Source organism: Mariniflexile litorale (assembly GCF_031128465.2).
GTDB lineage: Bacteria > Bacteroidota > Bacteroidia > Flavobacteriales > Flavobacteriaceae > Mariniflexile > Mariniflexile litorale.
Genome location: NZ_CP155618.1, coordinates 1,411,964 through 1,430,900, shown reverse-complemented (window position 1 = coordinate 1,430,900; position 18,937 = coordinate 1,411,964). Strand labels below are relative to the sequence as shown.

15 protein-coding genes are annotated in these 18,937 nt (G+C 32.7%); 10 read left to right on the top strand and 5 right to left on the bottom strand.

Annotated elements, in window-relative coordinates; translation table 11 throughout:
* Positions 1-2 precede the first annotated feature (2 nt).
* The 4 genes from QLS71_RS05920 to QLS71_RS05905 all read right to left on the bottom strand — a co-directional run bounded on the left by QLS71_RS05920 (position 3) and on the right by QLS71_RS05905 (position 7,557).
* Positions 3-2,786, bottom strand: coding sequence for a TonB-dependent receptor (locus QLS71_RS05920; protein ID WP_308991550.1), 2,784 nt, complete (start codon positions 2,784-2,786; stop codon positions 3-5).
* A gap of 251 nt (positions 2,787-3,037) precedes the next feature.
* On the bottom strand, positions 3,038-4,885 hold the full coding sequence (glmS, locus tag QLS71_RS05915) for a glutamine--fructose-6-phosphate transaminase (isomerizing) (protein WP_308991549.1): 1,848 nt from the start codon (positions 4,883-4,885) through the stop codon (positions 3,038-3,040).
* Between the two features lie 158 nt (positions 4,886-5,043).
* Positions 5,044-6,723 carry a DUF4270 domain-containing protein gene (locus QLS71_RS05910; RefSeq protein ID WP_308991548.1) on the bottom strand — a complete coding sequence of 560 codons (1,680 nt, stop codon included), beginning with the start codon at positions 6,721-6,723 and terminating at the stop codon, positions 5,044-5,046.
* A gap of 24 nt (positions 6,724-6,747) precedes the next feature.
* Complete coding sequence (locus QLS71_RS05905; protein WP_308991547.1) at positions 6,748-7,557, bottom strand: glycogen/starch synthase; 810 nt, start codon at positions 7,555-7,557, stop codon at positions 6,748-6,750.
* Positions 7,558-7,754: 197 nt separating this feature from the next.
* Here QLS71_RS05905 and panC point away from each other — a divergent pair, with 197 nt between their 5' ends.
* The 10 genes from panC (at position 7,755) to QLS71_RS05855 (ending at position 18,369) form a co-directional block, all read left to right on the top strand.
* Positions 7,755-8,606 carry a pantoate--beta-alanine ligase gene (gene panC, locus QLS71_RS05900; RefSeq protein ID WP_308991546.1) on the top strand — a complete coding sequence of 284 codons (852 nt, stop codon included), beginning with the start codon at positions 7,755-7,757 and terminating at the stop codon, positions 8,604-8,606.
* Between the two features lie 13 nt (positions 8,607-8,619).
* Positions 8,620-8,970 carry an aspartate 1-decarboxylase gene (panD, locus tag QLS71_RS05895; protein ID WP_117173454.1) on the top strand — a complete coding sequence of 117 codons (351 nt, stop codon included), beginning with the start codon at positions 8,620-8,622 and terminating at the stop codon, positions 8,968-8,970.
* 4 nt (positions 8,971-8,974) lie between these two features.
* Positions 8,975-9,937 carry a lysylphosphatidylglycerol synthase transmembrane domain-containing protein gene (locus tag QLS71_RS05890; protein ID WP_308991545.1) on the top strand — a complete coding sequence of 321 codons (963 nt, stop codon included), beginning with the start codon at positions 8,975-8,977 and terminating at the stop codon, positions 9,935-9,937.
* Positions 9,938-10,009: 72 nt separating this feature from the next.
* Positions 10,010-11,158 carry an alpha/beta hydrolase-fold protein gene (locus tag QLS71_RS05885; RefSeq protein WP_308991544.1) on the top strand — a complete coding sequence of 383 codons (1,149 nt, stop codon included), beginning with the start codon at positions 10,010-10,012 and terminating at the stop codon, positions 11,156-11,158.
* Positions 11,158-12,519: a DNA repair protein RadA gene (gene radA, locus QLS71_RS05880; RefSeq protein ID WP_308991543.1), complete on the top strand. Its 1,362-nt coding sequence runs from the start codon at positions 11,158-11,160 to the stop codon at positions 12,517-12,519. The genes QLS71_RS05885 and radA overlap by 1 nt, the downstream gene beginning before the upstream one ends.
* A gap of 281 nt (positions 12,520-12,800) precedes the next feature.
* Positions 12,801-12,968, top strand: coding sequence for a hypothetical protein (locus tag QLS71_RS05875; protein WP_308991542.1), 168 nt, complete (start codon positions 12,801-12,803; stop codon positions 12,966-12,968).
* A gap of 279 nt (positions 12,969-13,247) precedes the next feature.
* Positions 13,248-13,709, top strand: a complete 462-nt coding sequence (locus QLS71_RS05870; RefSeq protein WP_308991541.1) for a hypothetical protein — start codon at positions 13,248-13,250, stop codon at positions 13,707-13,709.
* 105 nt (positions 13,710-13,814) lie between these two features.
* A complete protein-coding gene (gene ileS / locus QLS71_RS05865; protein ID WP_308991635.1) occupies positions 13,815-17,270 on the top strand; it encodes an isoleucine--tRNA ligase in 3,456 nt (1,151 codons plus the stop codon).
* A gap of 4 nt (positions 17,271-17,274) precedes the next feature.
* Positions 17,275-17,655 carry a TraR/DksA C4-type zinc finger protein gene (locus tag QLS71_RS05860; protein WP_308991540.1) on the top strand — a complete coding sequence of 127 codons (381 nt, stop codon included), beginning with the start codon at positions 17,275-17,277 and terminating at the stop codon, positions 17,653-17,655.
* Positions 17,656-17,748: 93 nt separating this feature from the next.
* A complete protein-coding gene (locus tag QLS71_RS05855) occupies positions 17,749-18,369 on the top strand; it encodes a lipoprotein signal peptidase (protein WP_308991539.1) in 621 nt (206 codons plus the stop codon).
* On the opposite strand, the gene QLS71_RS05850 is transcribed toward QLS71_RS05855, so the two are convergent.
* Positions 18,370-18,933: a 5-formyltetrahydrofolate cyclo-ligase gene (locus QLS71_RS05850; protein WP_308991538.1), complete on the bottom strand. Its 564-nt coding sequence runs from the start codon at positions 18,931-18,933 to the stop codon at positions 18,370-18,372.
* Between the last annotated feature and the right edge of the window lie 4 nt (positions 18,934-18,937).

Genomic DNA, 18,937 nt, shown 5'->3' with positions numbered 1-18,937 from the left:
TTTTATAAGTTGTTAATTGTCCAGGACACATAATACATAGAACCGATATATCCTGTTCCATATGCAGTGTAGTATTCTTTACCAGCAAGATTTGTTGCGCCTACTTTAAACATGGATTTCATGCTAGGCACTGTTAAGTTTATTTGAGCATCTACCACATGGAATTCTGGAACCACACCATTAGCAAATGTCGCTTCCCAATAATAATCATCACTATATCTATAAGCAACATTGAATCCGAAATTTTTAAACAACTCTGTATTACCAAATGAGGCTTTAAATTTATGTTCTGGAGTATTGAAATTCGTTGTGAAATCTGGATATTTTTCTTGATCAAAGTCTAATCTTGCATAAGTATAACTTCCGTTTAAATCAAAATTATTAAATATTTTAGTTGATAGACCTATAGAAGCTCCATATGAGTTAACACTTGCTTCAGAATTTGTATACGTACTATAAGCTTGACTATCACCATTGGCTAATGCTGCAACAGATAATGAACCATCTCCAACAGTTCCATAGTATGGAGCAACCACAACTTCTTGTGAAATAAAATCTTTATAACTATTGTAATACGCACTAAAATCTACAATAAGGTTACTGAATTTCCCTCTATAACCTATTTCACCTGAAGTTACCTGTTCTGGTTTTACGATGTCTGGATTTGCAACTTCTAATACCGCAGGATTGCCAGTAGCAGCTAAAGCTAATGCAGAACTTGCTGTATATGAGTTATTATACGCAACAGCCCCCGTTTGTGTTATAGTTGCTGGTTGTCCTAATAATTGGCCACCACCACTTACCTGATAATCTCTAGTCCATCTAGCTAAGTTATTAGGAGCAGAACCTACTAAAATAGCTCTACCTGCATCTAAACCAATAAATAAATCTTGTGTTGTTGGGTTTCTAAATCCAGTTTGAACAGATGCTCTTATATTATGATTTCTGTTTACCGTTAAACCAGCAGAAATTCTTGGGGATATAAAACCATCAAAAAATTCAGATTTATCAAAACGAGCAGATCCTGTTAATTTTAGCTCCATATCTTCGTTTAATTCGAAATTTTTCTGAATTTGCGTATAAATACCGTATTCTGAATAGTCTATAGGTTTATTAAGATCGGTATAGATAGTTCCCGAAGAATTCAAATTGTATTGTCTAAAAGATCCACCAACTTGGATGTCTGCAAAATCAATTAAATGACTAAAGTTATAATTTGCATCTGCATGATAATATTTAGAGGCATCTTGAAATTTTGAACCTGTAGATAAATCGGGATCATTTATGCTTTTATTGAAAGCGGCAATAAATTCAGGAGTTCCTGGTAAATACATTCCTGTATCGGCAACAGTTCTTGCAGCAGCATGTGCATCAGTTTCGTTCGCACCTCCAAGAGTGGCGGCTATAAATGCACCTGTATATTCACCAAACCACGTATTATTATCTTTCCAAGCTCTGTTAATATTGATTCCTGTAAAGACCATATCATAAGAATCTCCTGCTTTATCATTAACAACATAACCTCTTAAAAAGAAGTTATCATTTTTAATTTCTAATTTATGCTGTTCTTGAAAGAATCCGTCAATATTATATCTGTTGGTTCCTTGGTAAATGGTGGTACCTGTACCTACTTTACCCACATACGATATTTCGAATGAATTTTCAAAGGGTCTATAGTAGAAGCCCCAATCCGCTTTTATACTTTCAGCATTATAATTGGTTAGATCACTTTCATCATATCCAGTTCTACTAACTACAACATGTGGTACTAAATCCACTAAAGCTGGATTTGGTAATTGAGCTAAAAAAGTAGGGCTCTCGGTAACAGCTTTCAGGTTTGTTGAAGCTTCATCTCCATAAACGTTCACACCATCATAATCTGTATTTGCACGTGTGCCCCCAATATTTGTTTTGTCGACTTTGCTATTTGCTGCCCAATCTGTACCTTTTAAGTAACCAAAGTTTATTTTAGCGGCAAACTTATTGTTAAATTTATGTCCAGCACGAAAGCTTACATCGGTATATGCATTATCACCTGAAGCTTTTTGTGATGTAATACCTCTTTTGATAGAAGCACTGATTCCTTGATGGTCAAATGGGTTTTTACTTCGCATAAATAATATACCATTAAAAGCATTGGCTCCATATAATGCAGAAGATGCTCCTGGTAGTAATTCTACACTTAAAACATCGGTTTCAGTCATACCAACTAAATTTCCTATTGGGAAGTTTAAAGCAGGTGTCGAGTTATCCATCCCATCAACTAATTGCATAAAACGATTGTTAGCAAAAGTTGCAAAACCCCGTGTATTAACAGATTTAAATGTTAAACTGTTGGTGTTTACATCTACACCTTTCAGGTTTTCTAAACTATCGTAAAAATCGGCAGAAGCGGTGTTTTTAATTTCTTTAAGTCCTAAGCGTTCTACTGTTACTGGCGATTCAAAAATACGCTCTGGTGTTCGGGAAGCAGAAATAACAACTTCATCTAACGAGGTGCCTTCTTTAAGAATCAAGTTTAGCTTTTGATTGTTGGAGGTAACTTGTATTGTTACTGTTTCAAAACCGACGCTACTTGCTTGAATACTAAAAGGAGGGTTTCGGTTAAAAGTTAATGTGAAGTTTCCATCAAAATCTGTAACGGTTCCTGTTGTGGTTCCCACAATAATAATATTTGCACCGGGGATGGGTTGACTATTATCATCTAAAACAGAACCTGTTATAGTAGTTTGCGAATAAATAATGCTGCAAAAAAACAACAAAAAAAATGTAAGAATTGTTTTCATTTAGTGTTAATTAGTTTTAGTATGTGATAAGCAGTATAAAAAATATTATATAAGGCCTAGGAATAAATATACATAAAAATTATGCACGCATAGTAAATTTTAACAAAAAAATATATTTTCAAACTGATTTATGTGTAAAAAAAAGCCTTTAAACTGTTTTTTATGTAAAAAAAAACCAAATAAATAAGAAAACGTCATGATTGAGTATCAATCATGACGTTTTTATTCAAAGTAACAAATAGGTTTTTTTATTATTCTACAGTAACAGATTTTGCTAAGTTACGTGGTTGATCTACATTTTTATCCAACAACACTGCTATATGGTAGGATAGCAATTGAAGTGGGATGGTAGTTAATAATGGAGATAAAGATTCTAAAGTATCTGGAACTTCAATAACGTGATCAGCTAGCTCTCTAACTTGGGTGTCGCCTTGGGTTACAATACCAATAATTTTTCCTTTTCTGGATTTTATTTCTTGAATATTACTTACTACTTTTTCGTAATGTCCTTTTTTTGTTGCAATTACAATAATTGGCATATTTTCGTCAATTAAAGCAATAGGGCCATGTTTCATTTCAGCAGCTGGGTAGCCTTCTGCATGTATATAAGAAATTTCTTTTAATTTTAAAGCACCTTCTAATGCTACTGGGAAATTATAACCTCTTCCCAAATATAAACAGTTGCGAGAATTTTTATATATATCTGCAATCATTTTAATATGTGCATCCGATTCTAAAGCTTCTTCTACTTTTTTAGGAATTAATTCTAATTCTAATAAATGCTGTCTGAAGTCAGAACTACTAATAGTACCTTTAGCTCTCGCCAAGCGTAATGCTATTAAAGTTAGAACGGTTATTTGGGTGGTGAATGCTTTTGTTGAGGCTACTCCAATTTCTGGACCAGCATGTGTATAAGCGCCAGCATCAGTTTCTCTGGCAATAGATGAGCCTACAACATTACAAACCCCAAAAACAAATGCCCCTCTAGATTTTGCTAATTTTATGGCAGCTAAAGTGTCGGCAGTTTCTCCAGATTGGGAAATAGCAATCACAACATCATTTTCTCCTATTACAGGGTTTCTATATCTAAACTCGGATGCATATTCTACTTCAACGGGTATTCTTGCTAAATCTTCAAAAATGTATTCTGCCACCAAACCAGCGTGCCATGAGGTACCGCAAGCTACAATTATAATTCGGTTGGCATTAAGAAATTTCTTCATATTGTCTTCAACACCAGCCATTTTTATAATAGCTTCGTTTCTTAACAATCGACCTCTGTAAGTATCTGTAATCGCCTTTGGTTGTTCGTGTATTTCTTTTAGCATAAAATGCTCATAACCACCTTTTTCAATTTGCTCAAGGTTCATTTGAAGTTCTTGAACATAAGCGGGTACTATAGAATCATCTTTAATTTTTCTAATTTTTATGCCTTTATGAAATCTAATAATGGCCATTTCTTCATCTTCTAAATAGATGGCATTTTTAGTATATTCTAAAAAAGGAGAGGCATCACTTGCAATAAAAAATTCATTTTCGCCAACACCTACTGCTAAGGGGCTTCCTAAGCGCGCAATAACAATTTCTTCTGGTTTATTCTTATCAAAAACGGCAATGGCATAAGCACCAACAACTTGGTTTAGTGCTATTTGCACAGCTTTGCCCAGTTTAACATTTTCTTGTTTTTTTACGTCTTCAATTAAATTTATTAAAACTTCGGTATCGGTATCGGATTTAAAAGTGTATCCTCTTGAAATTAATTCTTGTTTTAAAGATCCATAATTTTCAATAATACCGTTATGAATAATAACTAAATCACCAGAATTTGAAAGGTGTGGATGTGAGTTGACATCGTTTGGAACCCCATGGGTTGCCCATCTAGTATGCCCTATACCTATATTACCGTGTTTTGTAATTTCTTTTTCACAGCGTTCTTCTAAATCTGAGACTTTCCCTTTTGTTTTAGAAACTTTAAGATCTGTGCCATCAAAAAGTGCGATTCCTGCACTGTCATAACCTCGGTATTCTAAACGTTTGAGTCCTTCAATTATAATTGGATAAGCTTCTCTAGTTCCTATATATCCTACAATTCCACACATAATTTATTTGTTTTTGGTGTTGGGGTTCTAATTTGAAGCAAATATGTAAAATAAATGCTAATGAACGATAATTATTATATGAAGTCATTAATTTATACGATGAAGTTCACTTTTCTTTGGTAAGAAATGACTTCATCGTATAAATTCTATAGTTGAAATTATTTAGGTTCGGTGAAAAATATTTTTAATTTCATTTTTCTATTATTAGGAACGGTTGAATTGGTTCCATATAAAATAGTTCCTCTTGGGGTTAATAGAGACGTAGCAGGTATTGAAGTAACTTCATCTGCACTATTCAAAATTTTAGCACTATTAATTCGATTTACGTTAGTCGATAAGACTAAGCCTATTTTTGTATTTGTTGAATCTCTAAGTAAAATATTATTTAAATGCTCGGTTAAATGAATTTTATATTTTGAAACACTTGCATCATCTGTTTGACGTTGCCCTAAATGAAAAAATACAGAATTATAAGGGGTTGTTGTATTCCCTGTAGGATCGTAATCATAATCAATAAGCTGCTTGTTGTTTTTAATATCATAGGCATAAATTCTATCATATTCATGATAGTCGTCTCCATTATCATCTACACCATAAGTCAGCATTGAGTCATCTTCATAAATAATTAATTGTGCTTCATTTATTAAACGCCTTAAAATGTAATTGCCATAACGATCTTTTTTATATTCATTATTACCAAGAGGTATTCTGTAAGTGTTTAAAAAATCTTCTAAAGTATTGGTTCCACTAAATAAATCTACAACAGCCATTGAACCTTCTGCTCCTTTTAAATAAAGTTTTTCGTCACCTGTGGTTTTGTTGCCATTTTGTAAGGGTACAGAACTGTAATTATTAATAAAGGTATTTAGAATGTTTTCAGTAAAATTTAATGTATAGGTGGATTGTGTTTTTTCACCTGCGACACTAGAGTCTTTGGAATAATAAATAGTGATGTTAGCGTTGGTAGCTAAATTTAATAATATCATATTACCTGTGCCACCAATAGTCTCGGCTTTAAAATATAGACCTCTGAAATAATTACTAAAATTACTAGGGTTACTTAATACTGCATCATCTTCTTTGTCTAAGATAGTTGTTTTCCAAAAGGCAATGTCTAATTTCTCTCTTAAAGCAGGTGTAGATAATGTTGTGACTTTATCAGGAGCTACTCCAACGCTTGTTTTAATTGCATCATTACTAGGGGTGAAAGATGAATTTGAATAAACTAGAGCGCCTTTTTGGTCATCAAAATTTATAACAGAGCTCCCATTTAAAGCAAAATTATCGGTAGTATTGATACTACCATCTGCTTTTGAATAATATTTTTGTTTTTGGTCTAAACTTGTGTTAGGATCAAAAGTTCTTAAAAAATAATTGTTTTGATAGATAGTTAATTGGAAAGGCTTGATGGCCTCTTTCGGTATTTTACCATATATAGAATCTAAAGTATAAGTGGGATTACCATTCTCATCTGTTCCCGTAGCTCTGTTAAAATATGGAATGGTTAAAACAACAGAATCGATAACAGGGTTGTCTCCAAAATCAGGACTGTATATAGAAGGTGTAATTTGTGTTATAATACTAGCGATGGTTTGTCCATACGCAGGGTCGTTATAAACCCCTAACAAGTATGAAGATAACCCGTTAATTTGTAAGGAGTCAAGTTTTTTATTGTAAGCGGCTATTTGAAAGCTAATGCTGTCAGTTTTAAAATTTGAATTTTGTTCTCCAAGTACGTCACTTTCAACAATAGCAAAATCTTTGTCGCAAGCAATAAAAGATGAAAAAACGAATAAAAAAGCAACGGAAAATTTAAGGGTTTTAATGGTCTTCTTCATATATATTAAAATGAATGTAATGGGTTAGCTTAAAACTTTAGTATTAAAAAATATTTTATAAGCTTCTCCAAATTCTTCTTTATTTTTGTATTCTAAAACGGGTTTATTCGACGCTTTTAAATAGGTTTCTAAATCTTTTGGAATATCTTCAGATCCTACTATTAATGCATCCGAATAATCAATTGCAACTTTCATTAAATTCACATATGATGGTTCTTCTAAAATTTTAATAGCATCTTCGTTAAGATTGTCAAATTTAACTTTATTAAGCATATCTTTATTTAACGTATTGTTAAAACTTTGATTGTACACAGAAGTTACTATTTTACTTTCAGTAAATAAGGGCTCGTCTTTGTAGTATTCTTTTAGATAAATAGGTAATAAAGAGGCTAACCACCCATGAACATGAATAATATCAGGCGACCAATTCAATTTCTTAACCGTTTCTATAACGCCTTTGGCAAAGAAAATGGCACGTTCGTCGTTATCGGCAAATAAATTACCATCTTCATCGGTTAAGGTTGCTTTTCTTTTAAAGTATTCATCGTTATCAATAAAATAGACTTGAATGCGCTCTTTAGGGATGGATGCTACCTTAATTATAAGTGGCATATCTAAATCATTTATCACTAAATTGATTCCAGAAAGTCTAATAACTTCGTGCAATTGGTGTCTTCGTTCATTTATATTGCCGTATCGAGGCATAAAAATTCTTATTTGACCACCTTGTTGATTTACTAGCCGTGGCGCTTCAAAAGACATTGAAGAAATTTCGGTTTCGGGTAAATAAGGCACTACTTCAGATGATACATATAATATCCTCTTATCTTTCATGTGTTCGAATTTATAGCTTTTATAGATTTTATATAACATGGCATTAATCATTTCTCATTGTGAGAAATTTAGAACAACTTGCCATATAACAGTGTTTTATTCGAGAAAATCGAAATAAAAAACACGCAAAAGTACAAAAATTTATGCAGATTGATTGTAAAATCTTAAGTTTGCCCCCGTTAATTTTATATTAAAAGGTGAAGGTTTACACAGAAAAACAACAAATGGCTATTGCCATTGATGCTTTTAAAGAAAAAAAGCAAACTTTAGGGTTGGTTCCTACTATGGGGGCATTGCATAAAGGGCACTTGGCTTTAGTGAAAAAAGCATTAAAAAATAATGATAAGGTGGTTATTAGTATTTTTGTGAATCCAACACAATTTGATAATAAAGAAGATTTAGTAAAATATCCTAGAACCTTAGAAAGAGATGTAGAGTTACTTAGTACTTTAAATGAAGATGCTATTTTAGTTTACGCACCAACGGTTGATGATATTTATGGAGGAAATGCAGTTTCTGAAACCTTCGATTTTGATGGCTTAGAATTTGAAATGGAAGGTAAATTTAGAACGGGACATTTTGATGGCGTAGGTACTGTCGTGAAGCGTTTATTCCATATTATAAAACCAAATAAAGCCTATTTTGGAGAGAAAGATTTTCAGCAATTAGCAATTATAAAAAAATTAGTTGAAAAACATCATATCCCAGTTACGATTGTACCTTGTCCCATATACAGAGAGTCATCTGGTTTAGCAATGAGTTCACGCAATAGCCGACTCAAACCTGACTATAAAGAAGTCGCTCCCTTTATTTATAAAACATTAGAAACTGCCAAAACTCTTTTTGGCACAAAAAGTGCTAATAAAGTATCGAAATGGGTTGAAAAACAGTTTGAAAGTCATAAATTATTGAAATTAGAATATTTTATTATTGCCGATATTTCAACTTTAAAAACTTTAAAGCGGAAATCAAACAAAAAAACTTATAGAGCGTTTATTGCTGTATATGCAGATGATATTAGACTCATTGACAATATCGCGTTAAATTAATTATCTTTGCCACATGCAAATACAAGTAGTAAAATCTAAAATTCATAGAGTAAAATGTACCGGTGCAGAACTTAACTACATCGGTAGTATTACTATTGATGAAGATTTAATGGAAGCAGCTAACATTATTCAAGGAGAAAAAGTTCAAATTGTAAATAACGACAATGGCGAACGTTTGGAAACTTATTGTATTCCTGGACCACGCAATAGTGGTGAAATAACATTAAATGGTGCTGCCGCCCGAAAAGTTGCAGTGGGTGATACCTTAATATTAATTACTTACGCTTTTATGGATATTGAAGAAGCCAAAGTATTTAAGCCTTCTTTAGTTTTTCCAGATGAAGCAACAAACTTGTTAAAATAAAAGTTTGAACTACAATATAAAGAATATACTTAAAATTTCACTCCCATTATTATTGGGAGTTTTTTTAGTATGGTATTCACTGTCTAAGGTTTCAATAGAAGATATATTAGTATACTTGCAAAAATCAAATTATTTATGGATTGCTTTTGGTCTTTTTTTAGGTTTGTTAAGTCACCTATCCCGTGCATATCGTTGGCGTTTTCAGCTAGAACCTATGGGTTATAATATTAAATTTGGCAATAGCGTTATGGCGGTTTTTGCAACCTATTTAATAAATTATACCATTCCACGAGCAGGAGAAGTTGCTAGAGCATCTATACTTACAACCTATGAAGGCGTCCCCTTCGAAAAAGGTTTTGGAACTATTATAGCTGAACGTATTGCCGATTTAATAGTTATGTTTGGTATAATTCTCATAACCTTATTTCTTCAATTTGATTTTATTTATAGTTTTTTTACTGAAAAATTCAATCCCCTCAAAATTTTATTGGCCTTAGTCATATTAGTCTTACTCGCTATAGCCTTTTTTAGATTTATAAAAAAAAGTGAATCTAAATTCGCAATAAAAATTAAAAACTTTATAAAGGGATTAGTTGAAGGTGCTTTAAGTGTCTTCAAAATGAAAAAAAAATGGGCGTTTATTTTTCATACCCTATTTATTTGGGCTATGTATTTACTTATGTTTTATGTAACATCTTTGGCAATTGAAGATTTAGAAGGTATTTCAACAGGAGCTATTTTGATAGGGTTTATTTCAGCTAGCTTTAGTATTGCAGCAACCAATGGCGGTATAGGCTCCTATCCGTTGGCTGTTTATGCGGCGTTTTCAATCTTTGGTATTGCCCAAGAACCCAGTATTGCTTTTGGTTGGATTATGTGGGCTTCTCAAACTCTTATGATTATTATTTTCGGAGGTTTATCGCTTATTTACTTACCTATTTATAACAGAAAAAAATCTAAACGTTAAAGACTTAAAATCTGCTTTTTTTAGTTTTAACTAATTTCATACCTTGCATTAAAATCTCAAATCTTTTTTAAAATGAAACATCTCCTTTTCGTTATATTAGTTCTTTGCTCAATAACTAGTTTTAATGCCCAAGTAAAATATGAGACTATAGAGTCTGCGAAGCTTGGCGAAACTCGCGAATTAAAAATTCAATTCCCTAGAGGTTATAATCCTAGCGACAATACAAAGTATCCTTTATTCATTGTTTTAGATGGGGATTACTTATTTGAAGCCGTGGCGGGAAATATTGATTATTATTCGTATTGGGAAGACATGCCTGCTTCTATTGTTGTAGGCATTAATCAATTTGATAAACGTTATGATGACTGTATGTATGCCGAACAAAATTCACTACCTATAGATGCAGGTGCAAATTTTTTCGAGTTTATTGGTATGGAACTTATACCTCATTTAGAGAAAAAATATAAAACGGATAATTTTAGAGTTATAGTAGGGCATGGTGAAACCGCAAACTTTATTAATTATTTTTTACTAAAACCAGATCCCTTATTTAAAGGATATATGGCTATCAGTCCTGAATTGGCACCCAATATGATTACCTATATTACTGATGCTTTAAGAGCCATTCCTTCAAAAACTTTTTATTATTTGGCAAATACGAATAATGACTCATCGTCCATGAAACAAATGACAGATGCATTACATACCGATATTTCAGCATTAAACAATAAAAATCTTTTCTATAAATTTAATAATTTTGAGAAACCATCACATTATTCGGTGTCTACACATGCCATTCCAAATGCTATTGAATCTATTTTTAAAGTTTTTCAACCTATAAGTAAAGAAGAATATACTAAAACTATTCTAAATTTAGAAGGCTCACCTGTAGAATATCTTCAAGAAAAATATAAGGCTATTCATGAGTTGTTTGGCATAAAAAAGCGAATTCTTATAAATGATTTTAAGGCTATTTCAGCAGCTATTGAAAAGACACGAAATTTTGAATATTATGAAGTTTTAGGCAAAATGGCCCGAGACGAATACCCAAAAACACTTTTAGGAAGCTATTATTTAGCTAGGTTTTACGAAGAAGCAGGCGAACCTAAAAAAGCAATGCGAACATATGAAACGGCATTTACTTTAGATGAAATAGCTGGTTTTACCAAAGATTTTATGCTTGAAAAAGCTGAGGCTATTAAAACAGATTTTGGATATTAATGGCAAAAGTTAAAACTACATTTTTTTGTCAGAATTGCGGTTCGCAATATGCAAAATGGCAAGGGCAATGTAATGCGTGTAAAGAGTGGAATACTATTGTTGAAGAAGTAATCCAAACACCGGAAAAAAGCGATTGGAAATCACCAACATCTACAGTAAAAAAAGCCGCTATACCTCTGCGAATTCAAGACATTGATGCCTCAAAGGAAGCAAGGCTAGATACATTTGATGGCGAATTTAATCGGGTTCTTGGTGGTGGCATTGTGCCAGGATCTTTAACACTTTTAGGAGGAGAGCCTGGAATTGGTAAAAGCACCTTATTGCTTCAAATTTCATTAAAACTACCTTATAAAACCTTATATGTTTCGGGTGAAGAAAGTCAAAAACAAATAAAAATGCGTGCAGAACGTATTAATCCGAAGCATAATAATTGTTATATTCTTACAGAAACAAAAACCCAAAACATTTTTAAACAAATTGAAGCTTTGGAGCCCGATATTGTTATTATTGATTCCATTCAAACACTTCATAGCGATTATATTGAATCGTCTTCTGGAAGTATTTCTCAAATAAAAGAATGCACTACCGAGTTAATTAAGTTTGCTAAAGAAACAGCTACTCCAGTATTACTAATTGGTCACATAACGAAAGATGGTAATATTGCCGGTCCTAAAATTTTAGAACATATGGTAGATACTGTTTTGCAGTTTGAAGGCGACCGCAATCATGTATTTAGAATTTTACGAGCGCATAAAAACCGCTTTGGATCTACTAACGAGCTGGGTATTTATGAAATGCAAGGGTCTGGTTTACGAGAAGTGTCGAACCCATCAGAAATTTTAATTTCAAAGAAGGATGAAGAACTTTCGGGTAATGCTATAGCGGCCACACTTGAGGGCATGCGCCCATTGATGATTGAGGTACAAGCTTTGGTAAGTACAGCCGTTTATGGAACTCCACAACGAAGTGCTACGGGTTTTAATGCTAAACGACTTAATATGTTATTGGCCGTTTTAGAGAAGCGGGCAGGCTTTCGTTTAGGTGCTAAAGATGTGTTTCTAAATATTACCGGAGGAATTAATGTAGATGACCCCGCTATTGATTTGGCTGTAGTGGCTTCCATTTTATCATCTAACGAAGATGTTGCATTACAAAAAGACTTTTGTTTTGCTGCTGAAGTTGGTTTGTCTGGTGAAATACGTCCTGTGCAACGGGTAGAACAACGTATACTAGAAGCTGAAAAATTAGGATTTTCAACCATTTTTGTGTCTAAATACAATAAAATTTCTCTTAAAAACACGGCCATTAAAATTCAACTCATTTCTAAAATTGAAGATATAGTGGATGCCATTGTTTCTTAAATTTCAACAGTAATAAAACCAAATTAAAAGATAATTACTAAATTTTTTTAATCGAACAAAAAACCTACTTGTTCGGTAAAAAAACATGTTTTTTTATCTTTATTTAGCCATATTTTATTATTATTGAGTTAATATTTAATGAATTAGAACGAAACTAGTGGCTGCCTGATTACATTTCCTTCACATTTATACATGTGTAAATTACCGATTTAACATTTCTAATCAATAAAAAAGAGTGTTCTGCAACTATTTAAATTAGGATCTTACATAGCATTCAATTTTTGGACATAGGAGCTAACAATGACTCTCAAGATGGTACTATAACTCCATCAAGATATCTTTCTGTTGGGCAAGGTTTTATAACAGAAATTATAGCTAGCGGCCAAGTGGTTTTTAATAACAATCAACGTATATTTATAAAAGAATCTGATGCCGATGATACTTATTAATAAGGGGTCTACATTTTCCAAATCATCCAAAAATAAAAACACTTCTACGTCATCTAAATCATTGAAAGATATGGAAATGCAAAAAATACGTTTAGAGTTTAATTCTGTTGTAGGTCCCACCATAATTATGTGGCTTGGTTTAAAACTAAAACAGGCCAAGTAATTACTAAAAAAATTATTGTTAATTAGAGATTAAATGTTCTCATAAAAAAAGACCTAAATGTTTGTTTAGGCTTTTTTTATACTTTAAATTCACATAGAATGATAAATTTAAAATAGATGAAAAATTTAGGTTTTATAATACTTTTATTAACAGTTCTTTCTTGTGGAACCAAAACATATATAAGTAAAGATGTTGCTGTTGCTGAAATAGAAAAGACAATTTCGAAAATTGATGCCAATAAAAAATTGAAAGAAACTATAACGGAAGGTGCTTTAACTGATAAAGAAGGATTTAAGGATATAGGGACTTTTAAATACTATGTGTTTTTCGATGAAAATACAAATGAATTATCTAAAATAAAAAACACAGAAATTACCAGTAAAACAATCACAGAAGCCTATTATTTTTCAGATAATAAATTAATTTTCATAACCTCACAAATTGCAAATACACCTATTAAAAAAATCTACATTCAAAATAAAAGAGTCATTTCAAAAGAACATGTTAATGAGGAAGAAGAAAAACTGCTTTTAAATAAAGCAAACCGTTTTCAAAAGGCGTTTAAAAAGATACATTAATTTTAATAACCGGTATTTAAAATCTACAAACCGTTTTTTAGTTATTTAACTGCGCTATTTTATCAAAAATCCTTAATTTCGCACCTCGAAATGAAATTTGATACAATGAGTGCTAAATTCCCTGAATATAAAGGTCTTGACTTACCAAAAGTAGCTGAAGAAATTCTTAACTATTGGCAAGAAAACAACATATTTGAAAAAAGTGTTTCTACCAGAGAGAACAATGAATCGTTTGTGTTTTTTGAAGGACCACCATCTGCAAACGGATTACCTGGTGTACACCACGTTTTAGCACGTGCTATCAAAGATATTTTTCCACGTTATAAAACTATGAAAGGCTATCAAGTAAAGCGTAAAGCTGGTTGGGATACGCATGGTTTGCCTATTGAATTAGGTGTTGAAAAAGAATTAGGTATTACCAAAGAAGACATTGGTAAAACCATTTCGGTAGAAGATTATAATGCAGCATGTCGTAAAGCCGTGATGCGTTATACCGATGTTTGGAACGATCTAACTCAAAAAATGGGTTATTGGGTAGATATGGACGACCCATATATTACCTACGAACCAAAATACATGGAAAGTGTTTGGTGGTTGTTAAAAGAAATTTATAATAAGAATTTGATGTACAAGGGGTACACGATTCAGCCTTATTCTCCAAAAGCAGGAACGGGTTTAAGCTCGCACGAGTTAAACCAACCAGGAACCTATCAAGATGTTACGGATACAACTATTGTGGCACAGTTCCTCACCCCAGCCCTCTCCAAAGGAGAGGGAGCCGAAAACGATATTTACAAAGCTTTCGGTCTCAACTCTCTCCCCTTTGTGAAGGGTCGGGGTGGGGATTTCTTTTTCCTAGCTTGGACAACCACACCATGGACATTGCCAAGTAATACCGCATTAACTGTTGGGCCTAAAATTGAATATGTGTTGGTTCAAACTTTCAATCAATATACATTTGAGCCTGTAAATGTTATTTTAGCTAAAAAACTGGTTAGTTACCAATTTGCTGGAAAGTTTAATTTGGTTGAAACGGAAGCTGAATTATTGAATTACAACGCTGAATATAAAAAAATTCCATACAGAATAATTAGTGAATGTTTAGGTAAAGATTTAGTAGGCATCACCTACGAACAATTATTGCCGTATGCTTTGCCAAACGACAATCCTGAAAACGCCTTTAGAGTCATTTCTGGAGATTTTGTAACGACTGAAGATGGAACAGGAATTGTACATACCGCACCTACTTTTGGAGCTGATGATGCTTTGGTTGCTAAGCAAGCAACACCTCCAGTGCCACCTATGTTAGTTAAAGATGAAAATGGCAATTTAGTGCCATTGGTAGATTTACAAGGAAAGTTCAGACCTGAAGTGGCTGAGTATGCTGGTAAATATGTTAAAAATGAATATTACAACGATGGAGAAGCACCAGAACGTTCGGTAGATGTTGAGATTGCCATCAAATTAAAAGAAGAAAATAAAGCCTTTAAGGTTGAAAAATATAAACACAGTTACCCGAATTGCTGGAGAACCGATAAACCAATTCTGTATTATCCGTTAGATTCATGGTTTATTAAAGTAACCGATGTGAAAGATCGCATGTTCGAATTGAACGAAACCATCAACTGGAAACCAAAAGCAACAGGAACAGGTCGTTTTGGAAACTGGTTAGCAAACGCCAACGATTGGAACTTGTCGCGTTCGCGTTATTGGGGCATTCCATTGCCAATTTGGAGAACCGAAGATGGTAAAGAAGAAATTTGTATTGGTTCTGTTGAAGAGTTGAAAAACGAGATGCAAAAAGCAGTTTCCGCAGGTGTACTTTCAAAAGATATTTTTGAAGATTTTGAAGTGGGGAATAATTCCGAAGAAAACTATGCTAAAATTGATTTACATAAAAATATTGTTGATGAGGTAATTTTAGTATCTCCATCAGGTCAAAAAATGTTCCGCGAAAGCGATTTAATTGATGTTTGGTTCGATTCTGGTTCTATGCCATATGCACAATGGCATTACCCATTTGAAAACAAAGATTTAATAGATAATGGCACATCCTATCCAGCCGATTTTATTGCTGAAGGTGTCGATCAAACACGTGGGTGGTTCTATACACTTCATGCTATTGGTACGATGGTTTTTGATTCGGTTGCATATAAAAACGTTGTGTCTAACGGATTGGTGCTGGATAAAAACGGACAAAAGATGTCTAAGCGTTTAGGAAATGCGGTCGATCCTTTTGAAACCTTATCTACTTATGGCGCCGATGCAACACGTTGGTACATGATTGCAAATGCCAACCCTTGGGATAATTTAAAATTCGATTTGGAAGGTGTTGAAGAAGTAAAACGTAAGTTTTTTGGAACACTTTATAATACGTATTCATTCTTTCAGTTGTATGCTAATTTAGATAATTTTACGTATGCTGAAGCGGATATTGCTGTAAATGAACGCCCAGAAATAGACCGTTGGATACTTTCAGAATTAAATACTTTAATAAAGCAAGTTGATGCGTTTTACGGTGAATATGAGCCAACTAAAGCAGCCCGTGCTATTTCAGATTTCACTCAAGACTATTTAAGTAATTGGTATGTCCGTTTATGTAGAAGACGTTTCTGGAAAGGCGATTACCAACAAGATAAAATTTCTGCATATCAAACACTTTATACGTGTATGGAAACTATTGCAAAATTAGGTGCGCCAATAGCGCCATTCTTTATGGATCGCTTGTATTTAGATTTGAATGCAGGAACTAATAAAGAAGCCTTTGAAAGTGTCCATTTAGCCGAATTTCCAAAATATGATGCATCGGTTGTAGATAAGAGTCTAGAACGCAAAATGGAAGCAGCACAAACCATATCGTCTTTAGTACTGTCTTTACGAGCTAAAGAAAAGATAAAAGTGCGTCAGCCACTTCAAAAAATCATGATTCCTGTTACGAGTAAGCAGCAGAAAGATGAGATTTTAGCGATTTCAGATTTAATAAAACATGAAGTGAATATTAAGGAAATAGAACTGTTGGAAGAAGCTTCAGAGATATTAGTAAAACAAATTAAACCTAATTTTAAAACTTTAGGGCCTCGTTTTGGTAAAGATATGAAAGCCATTGCGGGAATAGTTACTAACTTTTCGGCAGAAGATATTAACAAAATAGAACAAAATGGTGTTTTAGATATTAAAGTTAATGGAAAAAATATAACTTTAGCCCTTGATGATGTAGAGATTACATCGCAAGATATAGAGGGTTGGTTAGTTGCTAATGAAGGCAATTTAACGGTTGCATTAGACGTTACTATCTCTGAAGATTTAAAAAGAGAAGGAATTGCCAGAGAACTTGTGAATCGTATTCAGAATTTAAGAAAAGATTCTGGATTTGAGGTAACAGATAGGATAGATGTGAAGTTGCAAAGTAATCCGCTTATTGATACGGCTATAAATATAAATATGTCGTATATAAAAGCTGAAACACTAACTGACAATCTTGAAATTATTGATAAATTAGATAGTGGTATAGAAATTGCGTTTGACGAGGTAAATACCAAATTGTACATTCAAAAACATTAATATTATGAGTTTAGATTTAAATGTAAGATATTCTGATAAAGATTTAGCAGAGTTTAAAGAGCTAATACAAGAGAAAATAGTTAAGGCACAGCACGATTTAGATTTGATTAAAAGTGCATATATGAATAACCTAAGTAATGGCACAGAAGACACTTCACCCACTTTCAAAGCATTTGATGAAGGAAGTGAAGTAATGAGTAAAGAATCGAACTCAGCTTTAGCCATAAGACAAGAAAAGTTTATTCGCGATTTAAAAAATGCTTTGATTAGAATAGAAAATAAAACCTATGGTGTTTGTCGCGTTACAGGTAAATTAATTGCTAAAGAACGTTTAAAATTAGTGCCACATGCTACGTTAAGCATTGAAGCAAAAAACATGCAATAATTTTATTTTAAATGATATATTTGAAACGTCTCATTTTTTGAGGCGTTTTTTATTTTGCAATTTGTCATTCCTACTTTAATATATTACAGCATAATGTCCTTAAAAAAACCTATTATTCTAATTATTATCGTTTTACTTATAGATCAAGTGAGTAAAATATATATAAAAACCCATTTCAAGCTTCAGGAACATATTGAGGTATTTAGTTGGTTTCAAATTTATTTTATCGAAAATGATGGTATGGCTTGGGGTACAAAAATTAGTGATTTTGTAACTTTTATTTCTGAAAGATCTGCTAAAATATTTTTAACTGTATTTAGAATTGTTGCTATTTTTGGTATTGGTTATTGGCTGTTTGATGCAACTAAAAAGAAAGCATCTAAGATATTAATATTATCTATTGCTCTCATTTTTGCTGGAGCTTTGGGGAATATTATAGATTCCGTTTTTTATGGGATTCTATTTGAAGATAGTTTTAATCAAATTGCTGCTTTTTTGCCTGAAACTGGAGGATATGATTCCCTTTTACATGGTAAAGTAGTCGATATGCTTTATTTTCCTTTATACAAAGGCTATTTACCAGAATGGATGCCTTATTTTGGAGGTGAGTATTTTACCTTTTTTGAACCTGTTTTTAATGTTGCCGATATGGCTATAAGCACTGGCTTTATTATGCTTATTGTTTTTAATAAAAGAGCGTTTCCGAAGAAGTAATCAAAACCCATAAACCTTATCAGGAGTTACACTATAATCCATTTTTACATCACTTTCAAAAACATTGGTAATTTCGGTCTCAGCTTCAAAAAATGATAAGCCAATTTTAATAGTTTCGGGTTTACAATCTGCTAAAAATCGGTCATAAAAACCTTTGCCATAACCGACACGATTTCCTTTTTCATCAAAAGCTAAAAGCGGAATAAAAACAACCTCTATTTTCTCGTTCGAAATTTCAATGCCATCAACAGGTTCTGGTATATTGTAACTATTTTTCTTAATTACAGTATTGTCAGTTAAAAGAAAGTGCGTCATCAAACCTGTTTCAAAATCACTTTTAGAAATAAGAATATTTTTGTCTTTACCCGATAAGATATTTAAAATATAATCGGTATTTACTTCGTGGTGTTCTTCAATAGCTAAAAAAATATGGTAGAATGAAAACTCCCAAACAGGTAATTTTAAAAGTTGATTGGCGATGGATATGCTTAAATCATCTATTTGAGAGGTAGATAAATCCTTACGAAGCATTTTATATTTTTTTCGTAATTCGGCTTTAAGCATAATA